The organism is Enterococcus faecalis (assembly GCF_029024925.1).
Lineage (GTDB): Bacteria > Bacillota > Bacilli > Lactobacillales > Enterococcaceae > Enterococcus > Enterococcus faecalis.
On record NZ_CP118962.1, the window covers coordinates 2,380,459 to 2,405,000 of the forward strand.

The window sequence follows — 24,542 nt, forward strand, 5'->3', positions numbered from 1 at the left end:
GTTGGACCAAAGTGCGGTCTTGCCTAATATCTCTTTTTATACTTCTTCGCCGTAATCTACAGGTTTATCAAATTCACCTGGTGCATCATCATAGATATGTCCGTAAATAATTACCGGCATTCCGTCATAGGATACATCAAAGATTTTTGAAACTTCTGTTCCTGGCGTATTGATACAGCCATTACTACCAGCATCGGTTTTAAAGGCTTCTTTATCGCCATACTTATCCAATTTATGGTCGGAGTCATGAATCCCGATTTGTGTGACAACGCCACCTTGACTTAATAACGGCATCCAATATTTTACTGGCACACTGTATCGAGAACCATCAAGCATTTGACCTTCTAAATTCACATCGGTTGTCCGATATAAAATTGTATGGAATCCTGGTACTGTTGCGGTTCCTTTGTTATATCTGCCAGTAATGATATCTGTGGTGACTATTTTTTTGCCATCAATGAAACAATACATTTTTTGATCTTTTAAATCAATTTCAATGTAATTATTGGCTATTTTACTATTTTCTTTGGTATCGCCAACCAACGGAACAGTGATTGCATTCGTTTGTTCTTGGCTATTCAGCGCGTTTACTAGTAGATCTTGCGTTTTGGCCCCATCAATCGACCAGCCATAACTTCCGTTGTTTTTAAAACGACGTGTCGTGCCGTGAACATCTGTAAATAAAACTGGTTGATTAGCAGAACCATATGTTGTTTCTAATTGTGTCACCCAAGTAGTTAGTTTTTCTTTGTTGATTGTGCCATCATCATTCAGCACGTTTTGAATTTGTGTTTTATCAAAGGCTACTTTTTCACCATTAATATCAACTGTAATTGTTTTATTTAACTTGTTATTGAGCGTTGTCAATGTTGCCTTTAACGTTTGATCCTCTTTTGTAATTTCAGGGGCTTTATAAAAATCTTTGGCATTGTATTGATAGTTGCCTTTTCCCGCTTCAACATCCGCAATAATCTGCTGATTTAAGCGCTGTGTGTCCACTACTGTGCCTTGTTCTTCAGGAACAATTTCAAAAGTGCCATTGCCTCGACGGATACTCGCATTTTTGCTTGGTTTCCCCTCTGGAAAACTTAAAGTCGCTAATTTAGCTTCTAGTTCTTTTTTGAATGCCTCGTTTAACGGTAGCTTCACCTTGCTACTGTGTAAATGGTCTTTTAAAAATTTTTGATCCAATTGGTATTTTTTAGGAAGTTGAATTTTTTCTTCTTTTGTCCCCGTTTGAACCACAACTTCTTCGGTTTGATTAACTTGCGCTAATTTTTCTTCTGCAGCATTTACATTTAACCAGCCTACAGAAACTCCATTTACTTTTGTGGTTGGTAAAAAGTGACTTTGAAAATAAACATAACTGCCCCCAGCAACCAGAGCTAGTCCAACCAAAGAAGTAATAATTACTTTCTTTTTATTATTTTTTCCTGATTTTTGACGACATGTATTACGCATTTGCATTTCTTCTTTTTTCATTTGTTCATCCTTTATATCAATAATTTTAGGTTTATTTCTTAGAGACTAGGCAACAAACAACTGCGGTGATCTACAATCAAAAAAGGTTCCCTTTCTCTCGCAGATTAATTTTTTCAATTATACACTATTTTTATGTTGTTTTCAGCTTATTTTCCTTGTAAATCCTTTAATCTTAAAGAATTTGTATACTCTGTGACTTTTTTTGCTTCTTGTAAATGATACGTAAACTGGGCCATTTTAGCAAAATCCTGAGCGACGACGTCAAAAAAGGCTTGTGTCTTTATTAAGCTGTTCCAACAAGCTTCTTTACTAGAAAAATCCAGCAACGATGCTAATTGATCCATCGTGTCAGGAGTGACATAATTTTTCAGATACTTAAATTGTTTCCCAACAGAAATTGGCTCCGGTTCCTGCCAAGCCGCTTGCCAAGAAAGCAAGCGCAACAGTTCCTGCTGACAATATTCATAGAGATGTGTGACAGCGTAAAATAGTTCATTCCGACAAAGCCCCTTAACTACATACGTACTAACCCACCAAAATTCATTGCAACAATCGTTAAATTGCTGCTGATCCGGAACTGTTACTGTATAATTTTTATCAGATGCTACAGGTAAAGGCGGCAAATTTTCATCTTTGTCTAACAAGATAATTGCTAAAGAATCGCCTTCATGCCAATTATCTTTTTCTGCGAGAGGACACAACGTTAAATCGATACGTTGGCCATCTTCAAATAACATTAAAAATGTTTCCCGCGTCTTCGGTTCTGTGGGAAATAAGGTCATTTCCTTGGGACGTTGCATAATTAATGGTTGTCCAAATTTTGCTATCCACGTTGCTGTTTCAAAAAACTCAGCACATGGTTCTACAATATAAACAATGTCGAAATCTTGAAAACTATCTTTTGGCGCTTTCACATTCGTGCGAGACCCCACCATTCCCACAGCTCGAATGTGTTCTTCCTGTTTTGCTACATCCATAATAAGTTGAAACATTTCTTCTTCTGTACGCATTCACTCGCTCCCTCTCTTCAAAAGTTTCTATTAAAACATAGATTTTTTTATAAGTCTTTTGTTTTCTATCGCTTTTTCTATGGTACTTCGTATACACTAACATTACAAGGAGGGATGTTTCATGCATTGGTTAAAAATAACAAGTTTATCCATTGTCAGTTTTGGCTTTTGTATTCTTTTGATTTTAGGTCTACTTATTTTTACTGGCAAAAATACGCAACCCACCGATAAACCAGATGCTATTTTAATTTTAGGAGCCCGTGTTTTAGGGACGTCTAAAGAAACCGCACTGCCCAGCCGTGTTTTGCAAGCTCGGTTAGATGTGGCTATCCCCTATATTAAAAAACACCCCGAGACACCCGTTATTGTTAGCGGAGGGCAAGGAGCAGATGAGCCGGCTACGGAAGCCGCGGTTATGAAACAATACTTGCTAAATAAAGGTGTTCCAGAAAAACAGATTCTCTTAGAAAATCGTGCCACACGCACCAAAGAAAATATTGTCAATTCACAAAAACTCCTTTCTTTTAAACGGCTAGTGATTGTTACTAGTGACTTTCACATGTACCGCTCGCAACTTTTAGCCAAGCGAGCAGGCATCTCAAATGTTTCAGGCATCACTGCGGCTTCTTCTTTTCCAAAAGATATCAAAAATTTTGGTCGAGAGTTGCTTTCTTTAGGCTATGCCTTACTCTTTGATTGGTAAAAGAGCGTCCTTCGCAAGACCATTTTGCGAAGGACGCTTTTATATTCTGTGGATTTGCTCACTTTTGTTCTCTTCTTCTTGTGTTTAAATTATAAAAATGATAACATATCTTTGTTAGCGCTTACAAATAATATTTATTTTATAGGAGGAGAAAGTTATGGGGCATCAATTGAGCACTCATTTTTTTAACAAGAAAACAGGGATTATTTCAACTTTTTTAAGTTTGATACTTTTAGTCGGTGGGTTATTGTTTGCACTACCTGCATTTGAAGTACAAGCAGCATCAACTGTTACACCTAAAACAGTCATGTATGTAGAAGTAAACAACCACGATTTTAACAATGTGGGAAAATATACTTTAGCTGGAACCAATCAACCTGCTTTTGATATGGGGATTATTTTTGCAGCCAATATTAATTATGATACGGTCAATAAAAAACCTTACTTATATCTAAATGAACGGGTCCAACAAACTTTAAACGAAGCTGAAACACAAATTCGTCCAGTTCAAGCACGCGGCACTAAAGTCCTATTGTCTATTTTAGGCAACCATGAAGGCGCTGGCTTTGCTAACTTCCCAACTTACGAAAGTGCGGATGCCTTTGCAGCTCAATTAGAACAAGTCGTTAATACGTATCATTTAGATGGTATTGATTTTGATGATGAGTATGCTGAATACGGAAAAAATGGGACGCCTCAACCAAATAATTCTTCGTTCATTTGGTTACTTCAAGCCTTAAGAAATCGCTTAGGTAATGATAAATTAATTACTTTTTATAATATTGGACCAGCGGCTGCGAACTCTTCAGCTAATCCTCAAATGAGTTCTTTAATTGATTATGCTTGGAACCCTTATTATAGTACCTGGAATCCGCCACAAATTGCGGGGATGCCTGCTTCTCGTTTAGGTGCTTCTGCCGTTGAAGTTGGTGTCAATCAAAATCTAGCTGCGCAATATGCTAAACGTACAAAAGCGGAGCAATATGGTATTTATCTAATGTATAACCTCCCAGGAAAAGATTCATCTGCGTATATCTCGGCGGCGACACAAGAACTTTATGGTCGAAAAACGAACTATTCACCAACTGTTCCAACACCTTAATATTATCTCGTGTCTACAAGCGCCAACATGTAAAGAGTTAAAAGCCAGCTTACTACAAGCTGGCTTTTTGGTATCTTGAGCGAATAGTTTTACACAAAAAAAGACCCGCCCTTTGGGTAAGGACGGGAAAGGAGTTAAAAATGAAAAAGTGTTTTGTGTTGTTAAGGTTGTTTGTTGATATGCTTATATCTTACAAACTAAATGTGAAGATTTTGTGATCATTTCATTCTTATTTTGCTACTTTTATAGGAATTAAATAGATTGCCACTAGACTATCTTTAGTTGCCTCGTGCATCCGTTATTCTGACTGCTCCTTGTGGTGATACTCTGTAAAAACCGACAGTCCCTGTCCCTCCATTTGCAACCATCTGTTTCGATTGGGCTCTAAAAAAGAAGTCATTTCCATTCATACCCAAAAATCCAAGGTTCGTATCATTATTTTCTGCATCAGTCAGTGTCTTTCTAATATATGTCTCTGCTTTTTCTTGTGTATCGATGATTTTTGCCTCTTCATTTTGGTCTTGATTTTCCTCTTCAGAAGAACGATAGTAATACTCTTCCGCAGGATAATTTCCACTATCTTGAGTAATTAACAATCGCGGTTTCGTCTTATCCGATTGGTCGCCGTTAGGATTTTCAACACCAATTCTATATAATAATAGCGCAGCACCAGTAGGCCCCCACCTAATACTTAAGCTTGTAATTGGTCGCGACTCATCAGTAGGTGAATCCTTCGTAATCATTCCTCCGGTATTTGTACTACCATCAGGATGAATGATCAAACTCTCTCCTTTACCATTTTTCCATGTTCCAACTAAAGTAGTAAAATCGCCAGCATTAATCGCTGTAGTATCTAAATCAGCTACAGTTAGCTGACTGTTGTCTTCATCAGCTGTGGACTCTTCATTTTTCACTGATTCGTTAGACTCGACACTGCTGCTCGCTTGTTCGTTTGTCTTATCAATTGTTTCACTCGTTTTTTCATTCGTCTCTTCAACTTTAGAGGATGCCTCCGTTGAAGCGGTTACTTTCTTTTCTTTTGGTTCCCGACAAGCAGTTAATGATAAAACCGCTAGCACGACAAAAAACGCTAACATTCCCTTTTTCACGCCTATTCACCCCGTTCAATGATCTATCTTACTAGACTATTGTACTATTAATTCAACTGTTTAGACAAATATTTATGGAACAGACAAAAGTTGAACCTGTCATTGAATGCTTTGTGTCACATGGACCTATCAATCAACTTTCTTTTTTCTATGTATTATATGAAAAAAAGTGAGCCATCAGTCAAAATGACCGATGGCTCACTTTCTAAATCTTCAAATAAACGAACAAATGGATTATTCAGGTAAATCTACATTATGATGGACTTTCTGAACATCTTCTAAATCTTCTAAAACGTCTAACATTTTTTCAAAGTTCCCTAAATCGTCGCCTTCTAATGTTACTTCGTTTTGTGGAACCATTTCTAACTCAGTAACCGTGAATTCTTCAATGCCTTTTTCTTTTAACGCTTCTTGTGCATGGTGGAAATCTTCTGGTTCTGTGTAAACGATAATTTGACCGTCTTCTTCAACAACATCGCGAACATCAATGTCTTTTTCCATTAAGTATTCTAAAATTTCATCCGCATCGTCACCAGCAAAGCCAATGATACCTGTATTATCAAACATGTAGGAAACAGCACCGCTGACACCCATGTTTCCGCCGTTTTTACCAAATGCGGCCCGCACATCTGCTGCTGTTCGGTTCACGTTGTTTGTTAAAGCATCAACAATGACCATTGAACCATTTGGCCCAAATCCTTCATAGCGTAATTCAGAATATTGTTCATCTGCTGAACCTTTTGCTTTTTCAATAGCGCGATCAATAATATGTTTTGGTACATTGTATGTTTTGGCGCGTTCGATTACAAACCGTAATTTTTGGTTTGCATGAGGATCAGGGTCTCCTGACTTCGCTGCTACGTAAATTTCAATCCCGAATTTTGCATAAACACGGCTATTGTTTGCGTCTTTGGCAGCTTTTTTCTCTTTAATATTTGCCCATTTACGGCCCATATTCTCACTTCGCTTTCTCTGATTTGTTGTTAGTATCTTATCCCTTGTTTATTATACTGGGGAAACTGATTTTTGTTAAGTATTTTTTAGGTATCTGGCGAAAATCGTAAGGGAAACCGACCAAAATTTTGTTCTTTTAAAGAAGAATCTCCCATTTGGTATAGTTGATTGGCGCGAATATCTAACGAAAGCATTGCGCGGTTTTCTTTAGATACTTTGGAAATTACCGGCAATTGAATCTGTGCTTTGGTTTCTTTTAGATAAGCTTGTCCCTTTGGCGTAAATCCTAGCACATGGAGATAACTGTTTTGCCAAACAGTTTCAACTTCTTCTTTGGTCATATTTAACAATATATAGGTTGCTAATCGTTGCAATCTTGTCCAAGTATAACGCTTCGTTTTCATACGTTCCATTAATTCGTGAAAAGAACCTGCTGCTTGGATTTGATCTTTTAGTCGATATTCAAGTCCTTCCGTCATTTGGTAAATGGCTTGTAACTCTTCTAACGAGGATTGAACAATTTTATACTTTAGGAAGGGCCAATAATTTTCCCATGAAATCATTGTCTGTGTTTGTAAATGTTGTGCGGTTATAGAAGGCACCGTTGGCAGCACTTGCGTTATTTCTTGTTGAAAAACACTTTGCCTAATCGCCGTGGCGCTAGCAACTTTCCCAGAAATCGTTGCATCATGAAAGCCCGCTTGTTTTCTAGCAATTGGGTAGAGCGTCATCGGGGTTGGATACGTGGCATTTTCCTTTGCATAACTCATCCCCAAAATATGATTAGGCGAAGAAAAATCGAACCTGCTTTCAGGATATACTTGACGAAAAACAGCAGTCATTTTTTGTGGATAACTCAATTGTTTGTCTGTCAATGCGTGGAACGTTTGATCAATTAAGGATTGATTTTCTTGGACAAACTGGCCGAAAGCCGCATAATCAATTGCGCTTGTACTATCTGTTCCAAAACATAAGCTCTCACATTGCAACGCCTGCAATAACTTTATACCGCCTTTGGCAAAGTAATCCGCAGACTGTACCGACCAAGCTGTCGGCAATTCAATGACTAAATCCACACCATTTTGCAAAGCTTCTTCTGCTCTGGCCCACTTATCTAGTAAGGCTGGTTCTCCTCTTTGTAAAAAATTTCCACTCATTATAGCAATTACTACTTCAGCTCCGCTTTGTTGGCGAGCTTGTTGGGCATGATAGCGATGTCCATTATGAAAGGGATTATATTCCACGATAATGCCACAGGCTTTCACTCTAGCCACCTCCGTTATAAAAAAATGGACTTATCAGCAAAGAGACAAACGTTTTTAAGCGCTGTCCCAAGCTCATAAGCCAAATCTTATTAATCTCTTTGACAAACAAAGAACCAGCGTTCACTTGTTTCAGTTGGTGCTTCATCTGTAAAGTCTGCATAAACTTTGACGTTCATGAAACCAGCACTTTCTAACATTCGTAAATAGTTATCTAACGAATAGGTTCGTTCTTGATGCAATTCATCATACCGAACAAAGTGCTCATCTGTTTCCTGTTCTTTCACAAAAAATGTTAAGAAATGTTCGATGCTGTGTTCTTTTTCACCAGCGTAACTATCCCATAGAAAAGCAAATTCTTCTGTTTGATAATGATAGCTATATTCTGGAAAAACTGAATCAATTTTGTAAGTAGAATGAACATCAAAAATGAACGTTCCTTCCTCTTCTAACGCTTGATAAACTTCATCGAACACTTGTTGTACTTCTTGGCGATTAGCCATGTAGCATAGTGAATCAGAAAAACAAGTGATGGCTTGGTATTGTCCCACTTCAGATAAATCTAGCATATTTCCCTGAACAAATTGAACTGGCACTTCTTCTTCAAAGGCCCGTTCACTAGCAATCATCAACATTTCTTCTGATAAGTCTAAGGCTGTCACATCGTAACCACTTTTCGCGAAATCAACTGCTAAAGCGCCTGTACCACAAGCCATTTCAAGAATTTGTTGGGTTCCTTGTGGGAGATGACGATTGGAAAAATCCAACCATTTTTGGTATAGGCTTTCGTCCATCACTTCGTCATAGACGAAAGCAAATGTTTCATAGGCCATTTTAGTCGACCCAAGCGCTTAGATCAACCATTGGGGCATCTGACCATAATTTTTCTAAGTTGTAAAAGGCACGTTCTGAAGATTGGAATACATGGACAATAACATCGCCTAAATCGATTAAAATCCATTTTCCGCCTTCTTTACCTTCCACACGCTTGACTTCTACTTGATTTTTGGCTTCTTGTTCGTTAATTTCATCAACAATCGCATTGATTTGACGTTCACTATTGGCTTGGCAAATTAAAAAATAATCTGCTAATAATGAAATCTCTCTTACGTCTAATGCGACAATTTCTTCTGCTCGTTTTGAATCTGCTGCTTTGACAGCAATTTCTAAAATTTTCTGGCTATCTATGATAGTTCCCTCCTAGTAATTCTTTCTTCTTTTATTTTTGATTAACGACCCATTGATTGTAGGTCTCTAACGTTTTTGGATAAATTTTATGTTCTTGTTCAATCAAATGTAACAAGGTATGTTTCGTTTCATAAGCAACCGCTGCATCTAAGTCAACAAGGGCAATTTCACGGGCTTCTTTCACACCTGGAAAATCACGTCCTGGTTCAATGTAATCTGCGACATAAATAATTTTATCTAGCAAGCTCATCTTAGCAGCCCCAGTTGTATGCACACGAATTGCCTGCAAGATTTCTTCGTCATCAATGGCTAATTCCCGTTGGACAATATCCGCCCCAACTAAGCCATGCCAAATTTCATTGCCATAGTTTAATAAAGTCAAATCAAAACCATCTCGGCGAATAATCAACTCGAATTCATCGTTTGGACGTTCTTTGGCGTAATCATGCGTCAAAGCAGCAATACTGGCTTTCGCTTCATCGGCACCATATTTCGCTGCCAAGGCCACAGCTGTTTCCTCGACTCCTAACACATGGCGAAAGCGACGTTCACTCATTTGCATTTGAACTTTTTGCATTAATAATTCACGTTGTGCAGCATCATAATTTGTTATCCAGCTCATCTTGATACAGTCCCTTCTCTTGAATATAGTTTATCACATTCTCTGGAAGAAGATAGCGTGTTGAGCAACCACTTTTGACTTTTTGTCTAATCAAAGTGGAACTAATCGCCATCTGCGGAACATCGACCCAAATAATTGGATAGGTAGATTCCGTTGGATAATTAGGACGCCGAATGCCGACAAATTGAACTAAATGGAGTAAGTCATCAATCCGATGCCATTTAGGCAAGTATTCCACCATATCTCCACCAATTATAAAATAATAATCAGTATCTGGATTGGCTTCTTTTAAAGCTTTCATCGTATCATACGTGTAACTTTTGCCTTTGCGAATTAACTCAATTGGCTCAATATCTAAGCAGGGATTATCAGCCACTGCTAGTTCTAACATCGCTAACCGATGTTCACTGCTAATTGTTTTCTTTTCGTCTACATGTGGTGGTAAGTACGTAGGCATTAAGTAAACTTTGTCCAAACCTAGTTGATTTTGAACTTGATCGGCCATGACAAGATGTGCTAAATGAACGGGATTAAAATTACCACCTAACAAGCCGACTTGCTTTCTTGTTTGAAAACGTAACGGTTCCTCTTGCAAGAGAACGTCCGCTCCTTGACGCGCTTGTCTTTTTTCTCCCATTGTTCATCCCTCCAATATTAAATCTCTTTGACTGCTGCTGAAATTTTTTGATATTTTTCTTTACTTGATGGCTTGAATAAGACCAACACGCGACCAATAATTTGTACCACATCGCAATGAATGGCTGCTGTTAGTTCTTCTGCAACCTCTTCTGCTACTTCATCTGTATTTTGTAATAACGTAATTTTAATCAGTTCACGTTTTTCCAACGCTTCATCAATTTGTGTAATCATTGCGTCATTCAAACCACCTTTGCCTACTTGAAAAATAGGTTGTAAATGGTGTGCCTGACTACGTAAATAACGTTTTTGTTTTCCTCTAAGTTTCAAATTGTTTGCCTTCTCTCTAAAATTTAAATTAATGCTTTTCTACGTAAAACATCGACACCTTTAGGCGCCCAACCAGCGACTACACCAGGTTCTGTGACAGTAATCCAACCTAGACCAGCAAACACAATATCCGTTTTTTCTTTCACGGAAAATTCAAAGCGCACTAATTCAGGAAACTCAGCGACTTCATCGGCACGTGGAGGCTGCAATAAGCCACCAACATGTTTTTCATAAAAAGCATCGGCGGTTGCTGTTTTTGTTCGGTGTAAATTTAAGTCATTGGAAACGTAGGCAATGAAGGAACTTTTAGCACCTTGGACATAATCAAAGCGAGCCAAGCCACCTAAAAACAAGGTTTGTTCAGCATTTAATTGGTAAACTTTCGGTTTGATTTCTTTTTGCGGTGCAATAATTTTCAAGTCTTTTTTACCTAGATAATGTGCCATTTGATGACGGTGAATAATTCCGGGCGTATCGATTAAGAAGTGGCCATCGTCTAATGGAATTTCAATTTTATCTAGCGTTGTTCCAGGAAATTGTGATGTCGTAATCACATCTTGAACACCCACTGTTTGTTGAATGATTTGATTGATTAATGTTGATTTTCCAACATTGGTCACACCTACGACATAAACGTCTCGGCCTTCACGATATTTTTCGATTGTATCTAATAACTCTTGCATTTCTTGTGGTTTCTTGCCACTTGTTAGTAAAACATCAACAGGGCGTAATCCTGCTTCATGGGCCCGTTCTCTCATCCATTGAACCATTTTAGTTTTTTTTAATGATTTAGGCAAAATATCCACTTTATTACCAACTAACAACACAGGATTATCTCCGATAAAACGATGTAGTCCTGGAATAAGAGAGCCATTAAAGTCAAAAATATCCACTACGTTCACAATCAGTGCATCTTCTGTTCCTAAACCATTCAATAAACGTAAAAAGTCATCATCTGTTAATTGGACATCTTGAATGTCATTATAATGTCTTAAGCGAAAACAACGTTGGCAATAAACTTCCCCTGTTTCCATTCCTTTTTCGAAAGCTGTTTTTGGTGTATAGCCTAATTCATGAGGATTTTCCGTTTGGATAATCGCACCACAGCCAATACAATGAATTGCCTCTGTCATTCTAATCCGCCTCTCCATGTCATTTCTGGATGTTTTTTTGATAAGTATTTCATAATTTTCCGTTCAAAGAACCGATTGATTCTAGTATTCCAGCCATCTGTATCGACAATCGGTTGAACTAAAACATTGCGTATACCCGCTGCGTTAGCTCCCCGAATATCTGTCATAATCTGATCGCCGACCATTAACATTTCAGATGGCTTCAAGCCTAATTTTTTTTCTGCTAATTTGAAGCCACGTGCGGTTGGTTTCAAGGCACGTGCTACATAATCTAAGTCAAACTTTTCAACAACGCGTTTAATCCGGCTGTCTTTGTTGTTTGAAACAACGAGGACAGTAATTCCTGCATTTTTCATTTCTAATAACCAAGTTTTTAATTCTTCTGTTCCATCGGGATTATTCCAAGCAATTAACGTATTATCTAAGTCAGTTAGTACTGCCTTAATCCCCAGTTTTTTTAATTGTGCGGGGGTAATTTTATAAATCGCATCAATCATCCATGTCGGTTTATATTTTGAAAACATCGTGACTCCTCTCACTGACACTATGTAGTTTCTTCGATTTTAAGAGACTGAAACATAACTAAACAATTATGCTTCAGTCTCTACCTATTGTATTATACTGCATTTTACTGAAAATTTCTATAAAGGACGGTCGTTCCTTGTAAAAGAACAAGTAAAATAAAAGAAGCCACCCATCAACCCCTGAAAAGTTCGTTGATGAGTAGTAACTTCTAATATTTGCGAAAACGTTGGTATCTTTTTTCTAGTAACGTTTCCGTATCTAATTTAGCTAATTCAGTTAATTTTGAAATGAACGCTTTTTGTAACATGCGATTAATTTTTGCTTGTTCCAGAGGCTGACCGTTCATAACTTCCGGAATTACTTTATCTACAATAGCTAATTCCTTCAGCTCTGTCGCTGTGATTTTCATCAATTCTGCTGCTTCTTTCGCACGACTGCCATCTTTCCACAAAATAGAGGCGAAACCTTCTGGCGAAAGAACCGCATAAATCGTGTGTTCCAACATCCAAACTTCATCTGCGACTGCTAAAGCTAAAGCACCGCCACTACCGCCCTCACCAATGATGACTGAAATGATTGGCACTTTCAAATCAGACATCTCTAACAGGTTTTGCGCAATGGCTTCCCCTTCTCCCCTCTCTTCGGCACCAATTCCACAATAGGCACCAGCAGTGTTCACAAAGGTAATGACTGGGCGATTAAATTTTTCCGCTTGTTTCATTAAACGTAACGCTTTGCGATACCCTTCAGGATTAGGTGAACCAAAATTACGTTCAATATTTTCTGGTAGATTTCGGCCTTTTTGGATACCTATCACCGTAACTGGTTTCCCTTGCAAAGTAGCAACACCACCGACTACAGCTAAATCATCGGCAAAGTAACGATCCCCATGAAATTCTAAAAAGTCCTCAAAAATGGCTTCTATATATTCTAAAGTTGTCAAACGATCTTGGTCTCTTGCCAAGGTAACAACATCATTGGCTGTTTTCTTTTCCATGTTAGCGCCACCCTTCCAAAGAATGTAAACGTAACAAGTCGCTCAATCGTTGACGCAAAAGATTTCTTGGCACAATCTGATCTACAAAACCATGTTCTAAAAGAAACTCGGCCTTTTGAAAATCATCTGGCAACTCTTGACGAATCGTTTGTTCAATTACACGGCGGCCAGCAAAACCGATTAAACTCTGAGGCTCTGCCAAAATAATATCGCCATCCATCGCAAAACTTGCTGTAACACCGCCAGTCGTTGGATCAGTCAATACCGTAAGATACAGCAAGCCTGCTTTGTTATGCCGTTGCAAAGCGGCCGAAATTTTCGCCATTTGCATCAATGAAAAAATTCCTTCTTGCATACGGGCACCACCAGATGCAGTGAAAATCACTACTGGTAAATGCTTTTCTGTCGCCCGCTCAAACAAGCGTGTGATTTTTTCACCAACAATCGTTCCCATACTGCCCATGATAAAATTAGCGTCCATGATTCCAATTGCAACAGCTTGTCCTTCAATTGTTGCTTCTCCCGTTAAGACAGCTTCATCTAGCCCAGTTTTTTCTTGCATTTTTTCAATTTTTTCAAGATAACCAGGAAAATTTAGTGGATCTTTTGTCACTAATTCACTGTCCCAATTGTGGAAACTTTTTTCATCAACGGTTATCGCTAATCGTTCCCATGCACCAATCCGAAAACTATAGCCACAATGCGGACAGATTTTTTCTGCACCCATTTCTTTTGTATACAGTGTTCGCTTACAAGAAGGGCATTTTGCCCACATATTATCTGGAACAGAAGGCTTCTTTGATGCATCATTTGCATCAGCACGATTTGGATTAATGCGAATGTAATTTTTCTTTTTAAATAATGCCATTTGCTTACTCCTCGTATTTTAGCGGCAAGAGCACAGCTCTTGCGGCGTTCTTTCTTTAATGATTGCTTTCTGGCTCCCAATTTGGTAGAAATGTTTCTTGTAAAAAGCTTGTGTCATAGTCACCTGTCAAAACATTGTCATGTGTAATTAAATCTAATTGGAATTCGGCATTCGTAATAATACCTTCTGTTACAATTTCATTTAAAGCCCTTTGCATTTTCATCAAGGCATCAAAACGATTTTCACCATGTACGATGACTTTTGCAATCATTGAATCATAATAAGGCGGAATTGAATACCCTGAATACATAGCGCTGTCTACACGCAAGCCCATTCCACCACTAGGCAACAAGAGATTTTGAATTTTACCTGGTGAAGGAGCAAAATTAAAGGCAGGATTTTCAGCGTTAATTCGGCACTCAATCGCATGCCCAGTCATGGTAACATCCTCTTGGGTATAGCCTAAAGGTTCACCTGAAGCAATTTCTAATTGTGCTTTGACTAAATCAATCCCTGTTACCATTTCCGTAACTGGATGTTCGACTTGGATGCGGGTATTCATTTCCATGAAATAAAAGTCGCCAGCTGGATCCATCAAAAATTCAATGGTTCCGGCATTTTCATAATGCACAGCTTGTGCCGCTCGAACGGCCGTTTCGCCTAACATCTGACGCTTTTCTTCAGAAATAGCAATCGATGGTGATTCTTCTAACACTTTTTGATTATTTCTTTGTAGTGAGCAATCACGTTCTCCTAAGTGAATCACATGCCCATATTGATCACCTAAAATTTGCACTTCGATATGACGTGCTGGATAAATAATTTTTTCTAAATACATATCATCATTACCAAATGCGGCTTTGGCTTCTTGCTGCGCTGAAGTAAAGTGTTTCGGTAACTCTTCTTTTGAAAGAACTTTTCGGATTCCTTTTCCGCCACCACCAGCAGCTGCCTTTAACATCACTGGGTAACCAATTTCTTCAGCAATCGTCAACGCTTCTTCGACAGAATCAATGACGCCATCACTCCCAGGAATAACAGGTACCTTGGCTTTTTGCATCAGTTGACGTGCGTTTATTTTATTGCCCATTGCATCAATCGTTTCTGCTTTAGGACCGATAAAAGTAATGTTACATTCTTCGCACATTGAAGCAAATTGACTATTTTCAGATAAGAAACCAAACCCTGGATGAATCGCTTCAGCATTGGTAACAATCGCTGCACTTAAAACAGCTTGAACATTTAAATAAGAATCAGTTGCTTTCGCCGGTCCAATACAAATGGCTTCATCTGCTAACTGTGTGTGTAACGCTTCTTGATCCGCTTCAGAGTAAACAGCAACTGTTTGAATGCCTAATTCGCGACAGGCACGAATAATACGAACAGCGATTTCTCCGCGGTTTGCGATTAATACTTTCGAAAACATTTTTCACCTATCCAATCATAAAGGTTAATTCAGCCTCGGCAACTTTTTTTCCATTAACTTTTGCCACACCTTTACCCATTCCAGCAGAAGCGCGGACTTTTAAAAGTTCAACCTCTAAAATTAATGTGTCGCCTGGTGTTACCTTTTGTCTAAATTTTGCTTTATCTAATCCACCAAAGTATGCCGTTTTCCCTTTGAATTCAGGCATTGAAAGTAATGCCACGGCGCCTGCTTGAGCCAACGATTCAATAATTAAAACTCCTGGCAAAACAGGATTCCCAGGAAAATGACCTTGAAAAACTTGCTCATTAACCGTTACATTCTTTTTCGCTACAACGCGTTCCCCGGGAATGACTTCTTCAACACTATCTAATAATAAAAAGGGATAGCGATGTGGTAAAATTTCTTGAATTTCTGTAATTGTTAATTTCATGTTTTATTCTCCTTTAGCAACTCGGAATAGCGGCTGACCAAATTCAACCACATCTTCATTGTTGACTAATATTTCAGTAATCACACCGTCAACTGTCGCCGTAATTTCATTCATTAATTTCATCGCTTCAACGATACACACAACGTCACCCGTTTTAACAGTGTCTCCTACTTTGACAAAGTTCTCTTTATCTGGTGCTGGTTGTAAATAAACGATTCCTACAATAGGTGACGTAATTTCTTCTGTCTTTTCATTGGTTGTCGGTGTATTAGTTGGCGTTTCTTCAACGACAGAAACTGTTTCAACAGGCACTGACACACCACTAGCGGCTACTGGTATTTCTTGTGGTTGCGCCACTGGTTCTACGGCACTTCGTCCAGAAACTGTATTTTTATTCATATATAATTCAAACGAGCCTTCTCGTAAATCAAATTCGGTTAAAGTTGATTGATCAAATTGTGTTAATAGTGCTTTTACTTCTTCTAACTGCATGTTAATCCTCCCAGCGTTTTAAGCAAATAACTGCATTGTGGCCACCAAAGCCTAGTGAGTTACTTAAAGCATAATCAAATTTATGCTCTTTGCTTTCGTTTAAAACAACGTTCACCGTAATTGCTTCATCTTGATTTTCCACATTAATGGTTGGCGGAATAAATTGATGTTGTAAAGCATTTAGGGTAGCAATTCCTTCAATTCCACCAGCGGCGCCTAAGAGATGTCCCGTCATACTCTTCGTACTACTTACATATGCCGTTTTTGCGGCATCACCTAAAGCCAATTCAATTGCTTTAGATTCTGCACTGTCATTGGCTTGTGTGCTTGTTCCATGGGCGTTAATATAGCCAATTTTTTCTGGAGAAATCCCAGCTTCTTCCATTGCTAGTACCATGGCTTTCGCTGCGCCGCTCCCATCTGGTGTTGGTGATGTCATATGATAGGCATCGCAATTAGCACCATAGCCAACCACTTCACCTAAAATAGTTGCGCCTCGTTCTAGAGCATGATCTAATGATTCTAAAATAAAGACACCCGCTCCTTCTCCCATCACAAATCCACTACGTTCTTTATCAAAGGGAATTGAGGCTTTTTCTGGATCAGTCGCCTTTGTTAAAGCGGTCAAGGAAGCAAATCCTGAAATACCGATTTCTGTAATAGGCGCTTCTGCTCCACCGGCAATAATGACATCGGAGTAGCCATGTTTGATATTGCGGAACGCTTCCCCAATTGAATGGGTTGCACTAGCACAAGCTGTCACTGTTGAAGTACAAATTCCTTTGGCACCAACACGTAAAGCAATATTTCCCGCCACCATGTTTCCAATCGCCATTGGAATAAATAACGGTGCCACACGTTCAGGTCCTTTGTCGTGCATCCGAATTACTTGATTTTGAATTGTTTCCAAACCACCAATTCCGGAACCCACCATAACGCCAAACCGATCCACATCTAGTTGACTGGTATCCAAGCCACTCATAGCCATTGCTTCTAAGGCCGCATAAATGCCAAATAACGAAAACTTATCCATGCGTTTGCCATCTTTTTTAACAAAATATTTTTCCATTGGAAAGTCTTTCACTTCAGCTGCTAAGGTGACACCTGTTTCACTAACATCAAATTTACTAATCGGTCCGATACCATTTTTCCCTGTTTTCAAACTTTCTAAAAAAGTCTCAGGTTCATTGCCAATCGGCGAGGTGACACCGTAACCGGTAATAACTACTCGATTCATCCTTTTGACTCCTTTCGTTTATCCGTGCATGACTAAGCCGCCATCAACATTCACGACTTGCCCAGTAATATAGGGACTTTTAGCTAAGAATATCGCTGTAGCTGCGACATCTTCGACTTGCCCAAACGTTTGTAAGGGAATTTGCGCATTCATTTGTGTTTTAACTTTTTCCGATAAAACATCCGTCATTTCTGTTTGGATAAACCCTGGTGCAATCGCATTGCAGGTAATACCGCGCGGCGCAACTTCTCGTGCCACCGATTTAGTAAAACCAACAACACCCGCTTTACTCGCAGCGTAGTTTGCTTGACCAACATTTCCCATTAAACCAGAAACGCTAGCCATATTAATAATCCGACCACTTCGTTGTTTCATCATACGTTTAACCGCTTGTTGGGTCATGTTAAAAGTTCCTACCAAGTTAATATCTAAACAGGCATTAAAATCCTCTTTTGTCATTCGTAATAATAATTTATCATTCGTAATCCCAGCGTTATTCACCAGAATATCAATCGATCCTAATTGGTCAACGGTTGCTTGAATCATCTCACCCGCTGCATCAAAATCGGAAATATCTCCAGAAAGGCCAATACATTTTACCCCAAAGGCTTCAATTTCTTGTCGTTGTTCTGGCGTAATCTCACTCCGACCGTTTAAAACAATATTGGCGCCCTCTTTCGCAAAAGCCAACGCAACTGCTTTGCCAATCCCACGAGTGCTTCCAGTAATAAATACGTTTTTTCCTGTTAATTCCATTTTTTACCTCCCAGTAAGTGCTGTTAACGTTTCTGTTAATGTTGCAACATCTTCCACACGGTGCATTTCAATTGTTTTGTCAATTTTTTTAACAAAACCAGTTAATGTTTTCCCTGGACCAACTTCAATCATCGTTCCTACGTTCATAGCCTTCATCGTTTCGATACTGTCTTCAAAACGTACCGCAGACATGACTTGCTTTTCCAATAACGCTTGAATTGCCTCTTGGGGCATAATTTCGGCAGTCGTATTACTAATGACAGGAATTTGCATCGTTTGAAAGTTCAATTTTGCTAAATCCTGAGCCAATTTTTTTGATGCTGGTTGTAACAGCGCCGTATGGAAAGGGCCACTCACATTTAACGGAATCATTCGCTTCACACCAGCTTCTTTGAGAAGTGTCATCGCTTGATCAACAGCAGCAACCTCACCACCAATCACGATTTGTTGTGGTGTATTATAATTTGCTGGAGCCACAATTCCGAAAGCACTGGCTTCTTGGCAGGCTTTCTCAATTACTTCACGCTCAGCATTCATGACAGCAACCATTTTGCCAGTTCCTTGTGGTGCTGCTTCTGTCATGTACTGACCGCGCTTTTGGACCAAGGCCACTGCTTCTGAAAAACGCAAAGCCCCGCTGGCAACCAAAGCGCTATATTCCCCTAAGCTTAAACCCGCTACGACATCAGGCGTTAGTCCTTTTTGTTGCAAAAGACGGTAAAATGCGACACTGACTGTCAAAATAGCAGGTTGCGTATATTCTGTTTCATTTAAACGTTCATTTTCAGTAAAACAAAGTTCTGCCATCTCATAACCTAAGATATGACTTGCTTCATCGAAGGTTTCCCGAACAATCGCTTCTTGGTGATATAATTCTTCACCCATCCCTTGATATTGGGCTCCTTGTCCACTAAATAAAATCGCTGTTTTCATACGACACCTCATTTTTTGTTAAAATTATTCACTTAGCCCCAACGCTGATTCATCTTATGTACAATCGCTTTGCATTCAGACATGAGTGAATCAATGATTTCTTGGGCTGTTTCTTCTTTTTTTATTAATCCGGCAATTTGTCCCGCCATGACGGAACCGTAATCCATATCCCCGTCAACGACAGCTTTGCGCAAAGCGCCCTGACCAATTTTTTCAAACATTTCTAAATCAGGCACTTCTTTTTGGAGTTCTTGCTTTTCTAATTGATTATATTGAGCGGTTAATTTATTTTTTAAAGTACGCACTGGATGGCCAAAATGTTGACAGGTAATTACTGCATCTAAATCACGTGCCTTTAAAACTTTCTGTTTATAATCTGGATGAACGTTGCATTCTTTGGCAATTAAAAAACGTGTGCCTAACTGGACTGCTTCAGCACCTAACATAAAGGCCGCAGCCATACCACGACCATCACCAATCCCACCTGCTGCAATCACAGGAATTGACACAGCGTCAACGATTTGCGGTAAGCCACTCATAGTGGTTAACTTGCCAATATGTCCACCAGCTTCCATTCCTTCAAAAATGACAGCATCGGCACCAATTTTTTCCATTCTTTTTGCTAAAGCAACTGAAGGAACTACTGGGATTACTTTAATGTTATGTTCTTTAAAACGAGCCATGTATTTGGCTGGATTGCCTGCACCTGTCGTTACGACAGGAACCTGTTCTTCACAAACCAAATCGACAATTTCATCGGCAAAAGGTGAAAGTAACATAATATTGACACCAAAGGGTTGCTCCGTTAATTCTTTAACTTTTTTAATTTCTTTTTTTACGACTTCTTTTGGGGCATTGCCGCCAGCAATAATCCCTAATCCACCAGCGTTTGACACGGCACTTGCTAATGAAGCATCGGCTACCCAAGCCATACCGCCTTGAAAAATGGGATAATTGATTCCAAGCAACTCACATAACTGTTGATTCATTGATTTTATACGTCCTTTAGTTCTAAGATAAGTACACTTCATTCAAGTAAAAAAGGATTTTTACGGCTTATTTACTTGTTTTTTTAGGGACTGGGTCATTTAGCAATTAAATGTCCCAGCCCCCTATTTTCATGTATTAGTTTGCTTGTTGTTTTTCTACATATGTTACTAAATCTTGAACGGTTTGGATGCCATCTTCTGTTTCGATTTTCACATCAAATTCATCTTCGATTTCGTTAATGATTTGGAATAAATCTAAGCTGTCCGCGTCTAATTCTTCTTGAATGTTTGTAGTTAATTGTACCTCTTCAGCATCTTTTCCTAATTCTTCTACGATAATTGCTTGAATTTTTTCAAATACCATGTGTATATTCCTCCAAAATAGTCATTTTCTTCATTTATATGTGAACAGTTTTTTACAGCGTTAGGAGCAGTGAGCCCCATGTTAAGCCGCCGCCAAATCCTGTTAGCACCACGCGTTGTTGGGAACCTAAAATTAAGGTCCCATTTTCAACTGCTTCATCCAACAAAATAGGAATACTAGCAGCTGAGGTATTGCCATATTTATCCATATTCGTTAAAAACTTCTCGCGGGAAATCTTCGTCTTACGTGCAATTTTATCGATAATGCGCACATTTGCTTGATGTAATAGAAGATAATCCACGGTTTCGTCCGTCACGAGTGATAAAATATTTTGTGAAACATCTTTAATCGCAAAATCAAAAATACTACGTCCTTCCATCTGTAGCGTCTTACTAGCCTGCTCATGCCCCTGATAAAAAGGACTTTCGTTGATCGTGTAGCCTGACGTTAAAGCCGCCCAGCGTTGCCCGTCTGCTTGCAATTTTTCATTTAGAAAATGCGGTGTCTCAGCCGCTTCAATCAAGACGCCGGCAGCCCCATCACCGAAAAGCACCGCTGTGGAGCGATCGGTCCAATCCAACATTTTGGAAAATGTTTCGCCACCAATTACTAGACCTGTTTGATAACGACCACTTAAGACTAGTTTTTCTGCCATGCTTAAGGCATAGACAAAACCAGAACACGCTGCACTGATGTCAAAAGCAAAAGCCTCAGTGGCGCCAATTACGCCTTGCACTTGGCAAGCAACAGAAGGCATATTGAAATCTGGTGTCACTGTTGCAACTAAAATAAAGTCAATCTCACTTGCTTGCTTTCCAGATTTTTCCAATAACTGTTTTGCGACTTGATGACATAAATCAGACGTATTTTCTTGCGTAACGATGCGACGTTCACTAATGCCTGTTCGCGAATGTATCCATTCATCAGAGGTATCCATCATTTCACTCAGTTGGTGATTCGTGACACAATTCTCTGGAACATAACGGCTTGTACAACTAATTCGTGCATAATTCTTCATGGGGATCCTCACTTTTTATTTGTATTCTTGCAAGAAATCATGAAGATTTTTTAGTGCTCTTAACAGCGCTTGTTCTTCTTCTTGCTCCATGCCTTTCAAAATGTTTTTAACCATTTCACGATGAAAATGCTGATGGACTCTAAAAAGTAATTTTCCTTTTTTAGTTAAGCCAAGCTTTACTACACGTCGATCATCTTCACTACGCAAACGTTCAACATAGCCTTTTTTAACTAAGTTGTTAATCGCTACAGTAAGTGTTCCGACAGTAATTGAAAGTTCCTTGGCTACTTCTGAAGACGTTTTTTTCTTGTACATACCAATTGCTTCGATTGTGTGCATCTCCGTAATGGATAAATCATTAAATTGTGATTTTTTCAATTCAGATTCTTCAATCGTTAAGATGTCATTAAAGACACTGACTAAATAATCGTTGACTGTTTCTAAATTAGGTTCCATTCTGTGCACCATCCATATACTTTGATTATCAAAACATTTGATGTTCAAACTATATCGTAAATAAGCAAAGAATGCAAGAGAATTTTCTATATTTTTAATGAAATATTCTTCAAATATTTCAAAAAAGGCGCATTTTCAAGGGACGAGGCTTTTAAAAAAAGGATCAATTACTTTGATACCCAAACTATTTTCACAGAAAAAGGAAAGAAGTGCAACTAAAAAGCATCACTGGCACTCCCCTGATTGAGAAGTGCCAGTGATTTTTGTTATATAATTCTTAAACTCCCACTAAGCTATTGCTACAACTTGACTGGATAATACGAGAAGAGAGTGAACCAGAAGCTTTGGTGCTTCTACTCCACTCCCTTATTAAAATGTAGGACGATTAATTATTGAATTAAGTCGTAAATTTCCATTGCTACAATATCGATGTTATCGAATTGATAGCTTTGGTGCGTATCAGATTCTGTTAATTCAAATGTTTCTGTTGATTTATCAAAACTTACAATACATTTCTCTACGCCTTCACGTTCAAAGCGGCGTACTTGTACTTCATTATCTGCTGCTTCGATCATTGCTTCCAGTCTCTTAATAATCGCCACAAGTTGTGAATGTTTCATCAGTGGGCCTCCTTTTGCAAACTAGTTCTGTACCATTGTAACAAAACATTGCCTAACTTGCATGATTTTTCGTCATTTTTTTTGATTTTTTTGTTGTTCTTTAATTTTTATTCGTTGGTTGCTTGCCATCTGTCCACCAAAGCTTAATTAAGGCCTGTGTGCCATCATTTTCAAACCCTTTATCTGCAAGGCTTTCATATAATTCTGTCGCTTTTTGCGTCGCTGGCAATGGAAGGTCAAGTTTTTTTGCTTCATCTAACGCAATCTTTAAATCTTTGATAAAATGTTTAACAAAAAAGCCTGGCGTATAATCTTCTTTTAAAATACGCGGTCCATAATTACTTAATGACCAGTTTGCAGCACTACCACCACCGACTGTTTCCAGAACTTTTTCTAAAGTTAACCCTGTCGTATTTGCATAAACGAGCATTTCAGTCAACCCGGTCATTGTGCCTGCAATCATTAACTGATTCGCCATCTTAGTGTGTTGCCCTTTTCCAGCTGAGCCGTGTAGCATAAACGTTTTACCAAATGTTTTGAAAATTGGTAAGACGGTGTCATAACTTTCTTGATCGCCACCAACCATAATTGTTAAAGTACCATTTTTAGCACCTAAGTCACCACCAGAAACTGGCGCATCCAACGCATGAGCACCCACTTCTGCTGCTTTTTTGGCAATCTTTTCAGCCAAGGTCGGCGTACTTGTGGTTAAATCTACTACTATTTTACCTGTAAGATCTGCTTGAAAAATCCCTGTTTCATTAAAATACACGCCTTCAACATCTGAAGGAAAGCCAACCATTGTAAAAATGATATCACTCGCTTCCGCAATTGCTTTTGGCGTATCATACCAAACTGCTCCTTCAGCAACTAAATCATCTGTTTTACTTTTTGTTCGATTGTAAACATTGACAGATAAATTGTTTTTCATCATGTTACGAATAATTGATTTTCCCATGACACCCGTTCCAATAAAGCCGATTTTAGACATAGTAGCTTCCTCCGTTCTTAAAATAAAAAACTTTCCTCCTTCAGTATAAACGAAGGAGGAAAGTTTTGCAGTTTATTTTCTTAAAGATGTAAATTTTACTTTAATTTTTTTTATTGAGTCCGCATTTTCTTTTTCCATTTGAAGTTGATCAAAGTAAATCAATGTGTCTTGATAAAATTCAATCATTTTGTTGCCAAAGTTTGTAGAAGAAATTTCAAATAATTTTTCATCTAAAATAGTTTGGTCCATTTTAATATTTGCTTGTATATAGTCAATCAATGTTGGGGCAAAATCACTGTCTGTCTTAAAAGTTTTGCCTAAGCTTTCATGATCAAATAAATTATTTAAATAGGCGTTCCCTTCTGCAATACATTGAACACCAGCAGCCATCGCTTCTGTATAAGTTAAGCCTTGTGTTTCCGACGTTGAGGCGCTGACAAAATAGTCAGCAGCTTTATAATAAATCGCGACTTCTTCATTTGGCACTTCACCCGTAAATTGAACGTATTCACTGACTTCTAGTTCTTCTGCTAATTCTTTTAAATCCTCTAAATAGGGACCATTTCCAACTATTACTAAACGAGTTTGTGGTAATTTTTCAATAACTTGTGGTAACCCTTGAATAATTGCTTGAATATTTTTTTCATAAGAAATTCGACTTAACGATAACAACATAATCTGTTGCTCTTCAATACCTAGTTGTTGACGCATTCCAGCGATCATTTCCTCAGTAATATCGGGACGTAAAAACTTATCAATTTCGATCCCTGTTGGAATAATTCTCATTGGTGCGGTTACTCCATAATCCCGTAATTTTTCAATTACACGTTCACTGGGACAAACAACACCTGTCGTATGATTTGTAAACACTCTTGAAAAGAATTTAACATGTGATGGACGGACAAC

The 24,542-nt window shown here is 38.6% G+C and carries 29 protein-coding genes (1 of these 29 running past the window's edge); 2 read left to right on the forward strand and 27 right to left on the reverse strand.

The window, feature by feature from the left end; all coding sequences use genetic code 11:
- Window positions 1-36: 36 nt before the first annotated feature.
- Window positions 37-1,482, reverse strand: coding sequence for a L,D-transpeptidase family protein (locus PYW42_RS11750; protein ID WP_010816173.1), 1,446 nt, complete (start codon window positions 1,480-1,482; stop codon window positions 37-39).
- A gap of 146 nt (window positions 1,483-1,628) precedes the next feature.
- The gene (locus PYW42_RS11755; protein ID WP_002381386.1) at window positions 1,629-2,492 is read right to left on the reverse strand and encodes an aminoglycoside 6-adenylyltransferase; all 864 of its coding nucleotides are present in this window, start codon (window positions 2,490-2,492) and stop codon (window positions 1,629-1,631) included.
- A 121-nt stretch (window positions 2,493-2,613) separates the two neighbouring features.
- Here PYW42_RS11755 and PYW42_RS11760 point away from each other — a divergent pair, with 121 nt between their 5' ends.
- Together PYW42_RS11760 and PYW42_RS11765 are read left to right on the forward strand one after the other, a co-directional pair.
- Entirely contained in the window at window positions 2,614-3,195 is a 582-nt protein-coding gene (locus PYW42_RS11760; protein WP_002362357.1) for a YdcF family protein, read from the forward strand.
- Window positions 3,196-3,352: 157 nt separating this feature from the next.
- Entirely contained in the window at window positions 3,353-4,297 is a 945-nt protein-coding gene (locus tag PYW42_RS11765; RefSeq protein ID WP_002382461.1) for an endo-beta-N-acetylglucosaminidase, read from the forward strand.
- Between the two features lie 278 nt (window positions 4,298-4,575).
- Here the strand turns inward: PYW42_RS11765 and PYW42_RS11770 are convergent, their stop codons facing one another.
- The 25 genes from PYW42_RS11770 to bgsB form a co-directional block, all read right to left on the reverse strand.
- A complete protein-coding gene (locus PYW42_RS11770; RefSeq protein WP_002410953.1) occupies window positions 4,576-5,406 on the reverse strand; it encodes a DUF6287 domain-containing protein in 831 nt (276 codons plus the stop codon).
- A 234-nt stretch (window positions 5,407-5,640) separates the two neighbouring features.
- Window positions 5,641-6,360 (reverse strand): YebC/PmpR family DNA-binding transcriptional regulator, encoded by a 720-nt coding sequence (locus PYW42_RS11775; protein WP_002362464.1) that lies wholly within the window; start codon window positions 6,358-6,360, stop codon window positions 5,641-5,643.
- 86 nt (window positions 6,361-6,446) lie between these two features.
- Complete coding sequence (locus PYW42_RS11780; protein WP_002362361.1) at window positions 6,447-7,634, reverse strand: nucleotidyltransferase; 1,188 nt, start codon at window positions 7,632-7,634, stop codon at window positions 6,447-6,449.
- A gap of 80 nt (window positions 7,635-7,714) precedes the next feature.
- Window positions 7,715-8,455, reverse strand: coding sequence for a class I SAM-dependent DNA methyltransferase (locus PYW42_RS11785; protein WP_002356302.1), 741 nt, complete (start codon window positions 8,453-8,455; stop codon window positions 7,715-7,717).
- A 1-nt stretch (window position 8,456) separates the two neighbouring features.
- Entirely contained in the window at window positions 8,457-8,795 is a 339-nt protein-coding gene (rsfS, locus tag PYW42_RS11790; RefSeq protein WP_033072556.1) for a ribosome silencing factor, read from the reverse strand.
- Between the two features lie 46 nt (window positions 8,796-8,841).
- Window positions 8,842-9,432 (reverse strand): bis(5'-nucleosyl)-tetraphosphatase (symmetrical) YqeK, encoded by a 591-nt coding sequence (gene yqeK / locus PYW42_RS11795; protein ID WP_002379798.1) that lies wholly within the window; start codon window positions 9,430-9,432, stop codon window positions 8,842-8,844.
- Window positions 9,410-10,069 carry a nicotinate-nucleotide adenylyltransferase gene (locus PYW42_RS11800; protein WP_002365150.1) on the reverse strand — a complete coding sequence of 220 codons (660 nt, stop codon included), beginning with the start codon at window positions 10,067-10,069 and terminating at the stop codon, window positions 9,410-9,412. Before PYW42_RS11800 ends, yqeK begins: the two co-directional genes overlap by 23 nt.
- Before the next feature lie 17 nt (window positions 10,070-10,086).
- Window positions 10,087-10,398, reverse strand: coding sequence for a ribosome assembly RNA-binding protein YhbY (gene yhbY, locus PYW42_RS11805; protein WP_002356298.1), 312 nt, complete (start codon window positions 10,396-10,398; stop codon window positions 10,087-10,089).
- A gap of 23 nt (window positions 10,399-10,421) precedes the next feature.
- Window positions 10,422-11,531, reverse strand: coding sequence for a ribosome biogenesis GTPase YqeH (gene yqeH / locus PYW42_RS11810; protein ID WP_002410954.1), 1,110 nt, complete (start codon window positions 11,529-11,531; stop codon window positions 10,422-10,424).
- Entirely contained in the window at window positions 11,528-12,055 is a 528-nt protein-coding gene (locus PYW42_RS11815) for a YqeG family HAD IIIA-type phosphatase (RefSeq protein WP_002356296.1), read from the reverse strand. The genes yqeH and PYW42_RS11815 overlap by 4 nt, the downstream gene beginning before the upstream one ends.
- A gap of 209 nt (window positions 12,056-12,264) precedes the next feature.
- Window positions 12,265-13,053: an acetyl-CoA carboxylase carboxyl transferase subunit alpha gene (locus PYW42_RS11820; RefSeq protein WP_002356295.1), complete on the reverse strand. Its 789-nt coding sequence runs from the start codon at window positions 13,051-13,053 to the stop codon at window positions 12,265-12,267.
- A 1-nt stretch (window position 13,054) separates the two neighbouring features.
- Window positions 13,055-13,921 (reverse strand): acetyl-CoA carboxylase, carboxyltransferase subunit beta, encoded by an 867-nt coding sequence (gene accD / locus PYW42_RS11825; protein WP_002356293.1) that lies wholly within the window; start codon window positions 13,919-13,921, stop codon window positions 13,055-13,057.
- Between the two features lie 55 nt (window positions 13,922-13,976).
- Window positions 13,977-15,347, reverse strand: a complete 1,371-nt coding sequence (locus PYW42_RS11830; RefSeq protein ID WP_002400784.1) for an acetyl-CoA carboxylase biotin carboxylase subunit — start codon at window positions 15,345-15,347, stop codon at window positions 13,977-13,979.
- A gap of 7 nt (window positions 15,348-15,354) precedes the next feature.
- Window positions 15,355-15,780 carry a 3-hydroxyacyl-ACP dehydratase FabZ gene (gene fabZ, locus PYW42_RS11835; protein WP_002356286.1) on the reverse strand — a complete coding sequence of 142 codons (426 nt, stop codon included), beginning with the start codon at window positions 15,778-15,780 and terminating at the stop codon, window positions 15,355-15,357.
- A gap of 3 nt (window positions 15,781-15,783) precedes the next feature.
- On the reverse strand, window positions 15,784-16,272 hold the full coding sequence (accB, locus tag PYW42_RS11840) for an acetyl-CoA carboxylase biotin carboxyl carrier protein (protein WP_002367304.1): 489 nt from the start codon (window positions 16,270-16,272) through the stop codon (window positions 15,784-15,786).
- Window position 16,273: 1 nt separating this feature from the next.
- The gene (gene fabF / locus PYW42_RS11845) at window positions 16,274-17,509 is read right to left on the reverse strand and encodes a beta-ketoacyl-ACP synthase II (RefSeq protein WP_002356284.1); all 1,236 of its coding nucleotides are present in this window, start codon (window positions 17,507-17,509) and stop codon (window positions 16,274-16,276) included.
- 18 nt (window positions 17,510-17,527) lie between these two features.
- Window positions 17,528-18,265 (reverse strand): 3-oxoacyl-[acyl-carrier-protein] reductase, encoded by a 738-nt coding sequence (gene fabG / locus PYW42_RS11850; protein ID WP_002356283.1) that lies wholly within the window; start codon window positions 18,263-18,265, stop codon window positions 17,528-17,530.
- Window positions 18,266-18,268: 3 nt separating this feature from the next.
- Complete coding sequence (fabD, locus tag PYW42_RS11855; RefSeq protein ID WP_002356280.1) at window positions 18,269-19,198, reverse strand: ACP S-malonyltransferase; 930 nt, start codon at window positions 19,196-19,198, stop codon at window positions 18,269-18,271.
- Window positions 19,199-19,230: 32 nt separating this feature from the next.
- Complete coding sequence (gene fabK / locus PYW42_RS11860) at window positions 19,231-20,187, reverse strand: enoyl-[acyl-carrier-protein] reductase FabK (protein WP_002356279.1); 957 nt, start codon at window positions 20,185-20,187, stop codon at window positions 19,231-19,233.
- A 136-nt stretch (window positions 20,188-20,323) separates the two neighbouring features.
- Entirely contained in the window at window positions 20,324-20,551 is a 228-nt protein-coding gene (locus tag PYW42_RS11865; RefSeq protein WP_002356278.1) for an acyl carrier protein, read from the reverse strand.
- 52 nt (window positions 20,552-20,603) lie between these two features.
- Window positions 20,604-21,569 (reverse strand): beta-ketoacyl-ACP synthase III, encoded by a 966-nt coding sequence (locus tag PYW42_RS11870; RefSeq protein ID WP_010708952.1) that lies wholly within the window; start codon window positions 21,567-21,569, stop codon window positions 20,604-20,606.
- 15 nt (window positions 21,570-21,584) lie between these two features.
- A complete protein-coding gene (fabT, locus tag PYW42_RS11875) occupies window positions 21,585-22,025 on the reverse strand; it encodes a fatty acid biosynthesis transcriptional regulator FabT (RefSeq protein WP_002362455.1) in 441 nt (146 codons plus the stop codon).
- Between the two features lie 389 nt (window positions 22,026-22,414).
- Window positions 22,415-22,645, reverse strand: a complete 231-nt coding sequence (locus tag PYW42_RS11880) for a YkuJ family protein (RefSeq protein ID WP_002379802.1) — start codon at window positions 22,643-22,645, stop codon at window positions 22,415-22,417.
- A gap of 100 nt (window positions 22,646-22,745) precedes the next feature.
- Window positions 22,746-23,636 (reverse strand): NAD(P)-dependent oxidoreductase, encoded by an 891-nt coding sequence (locus tag PYW42_RS11885; RefSeq protein WP_002410956.1) that lies wholly within the window; start codon window positions 23,634-23,636, stop codon window positions 22,746-22,748.
- A 72-nt stretch (window positions 23,637-23,708) separates the two neighbouring features.
- Window positions 23,709-24,542, reverse strand: partial view of a cell wall glycolipid biosynthesis glucosyltransferase BgsB gene (gene bgsB, locus PYW42_RS11890; protein WP_010708953.1) — the 3' portion only. It continues 390 nt past the right edge of the window; only the last 834 of its 1,224 coding nucleotides appear in the window; the start codon falls outside the window, past its right edge; the stop codon is at window positions 23,709-23,711.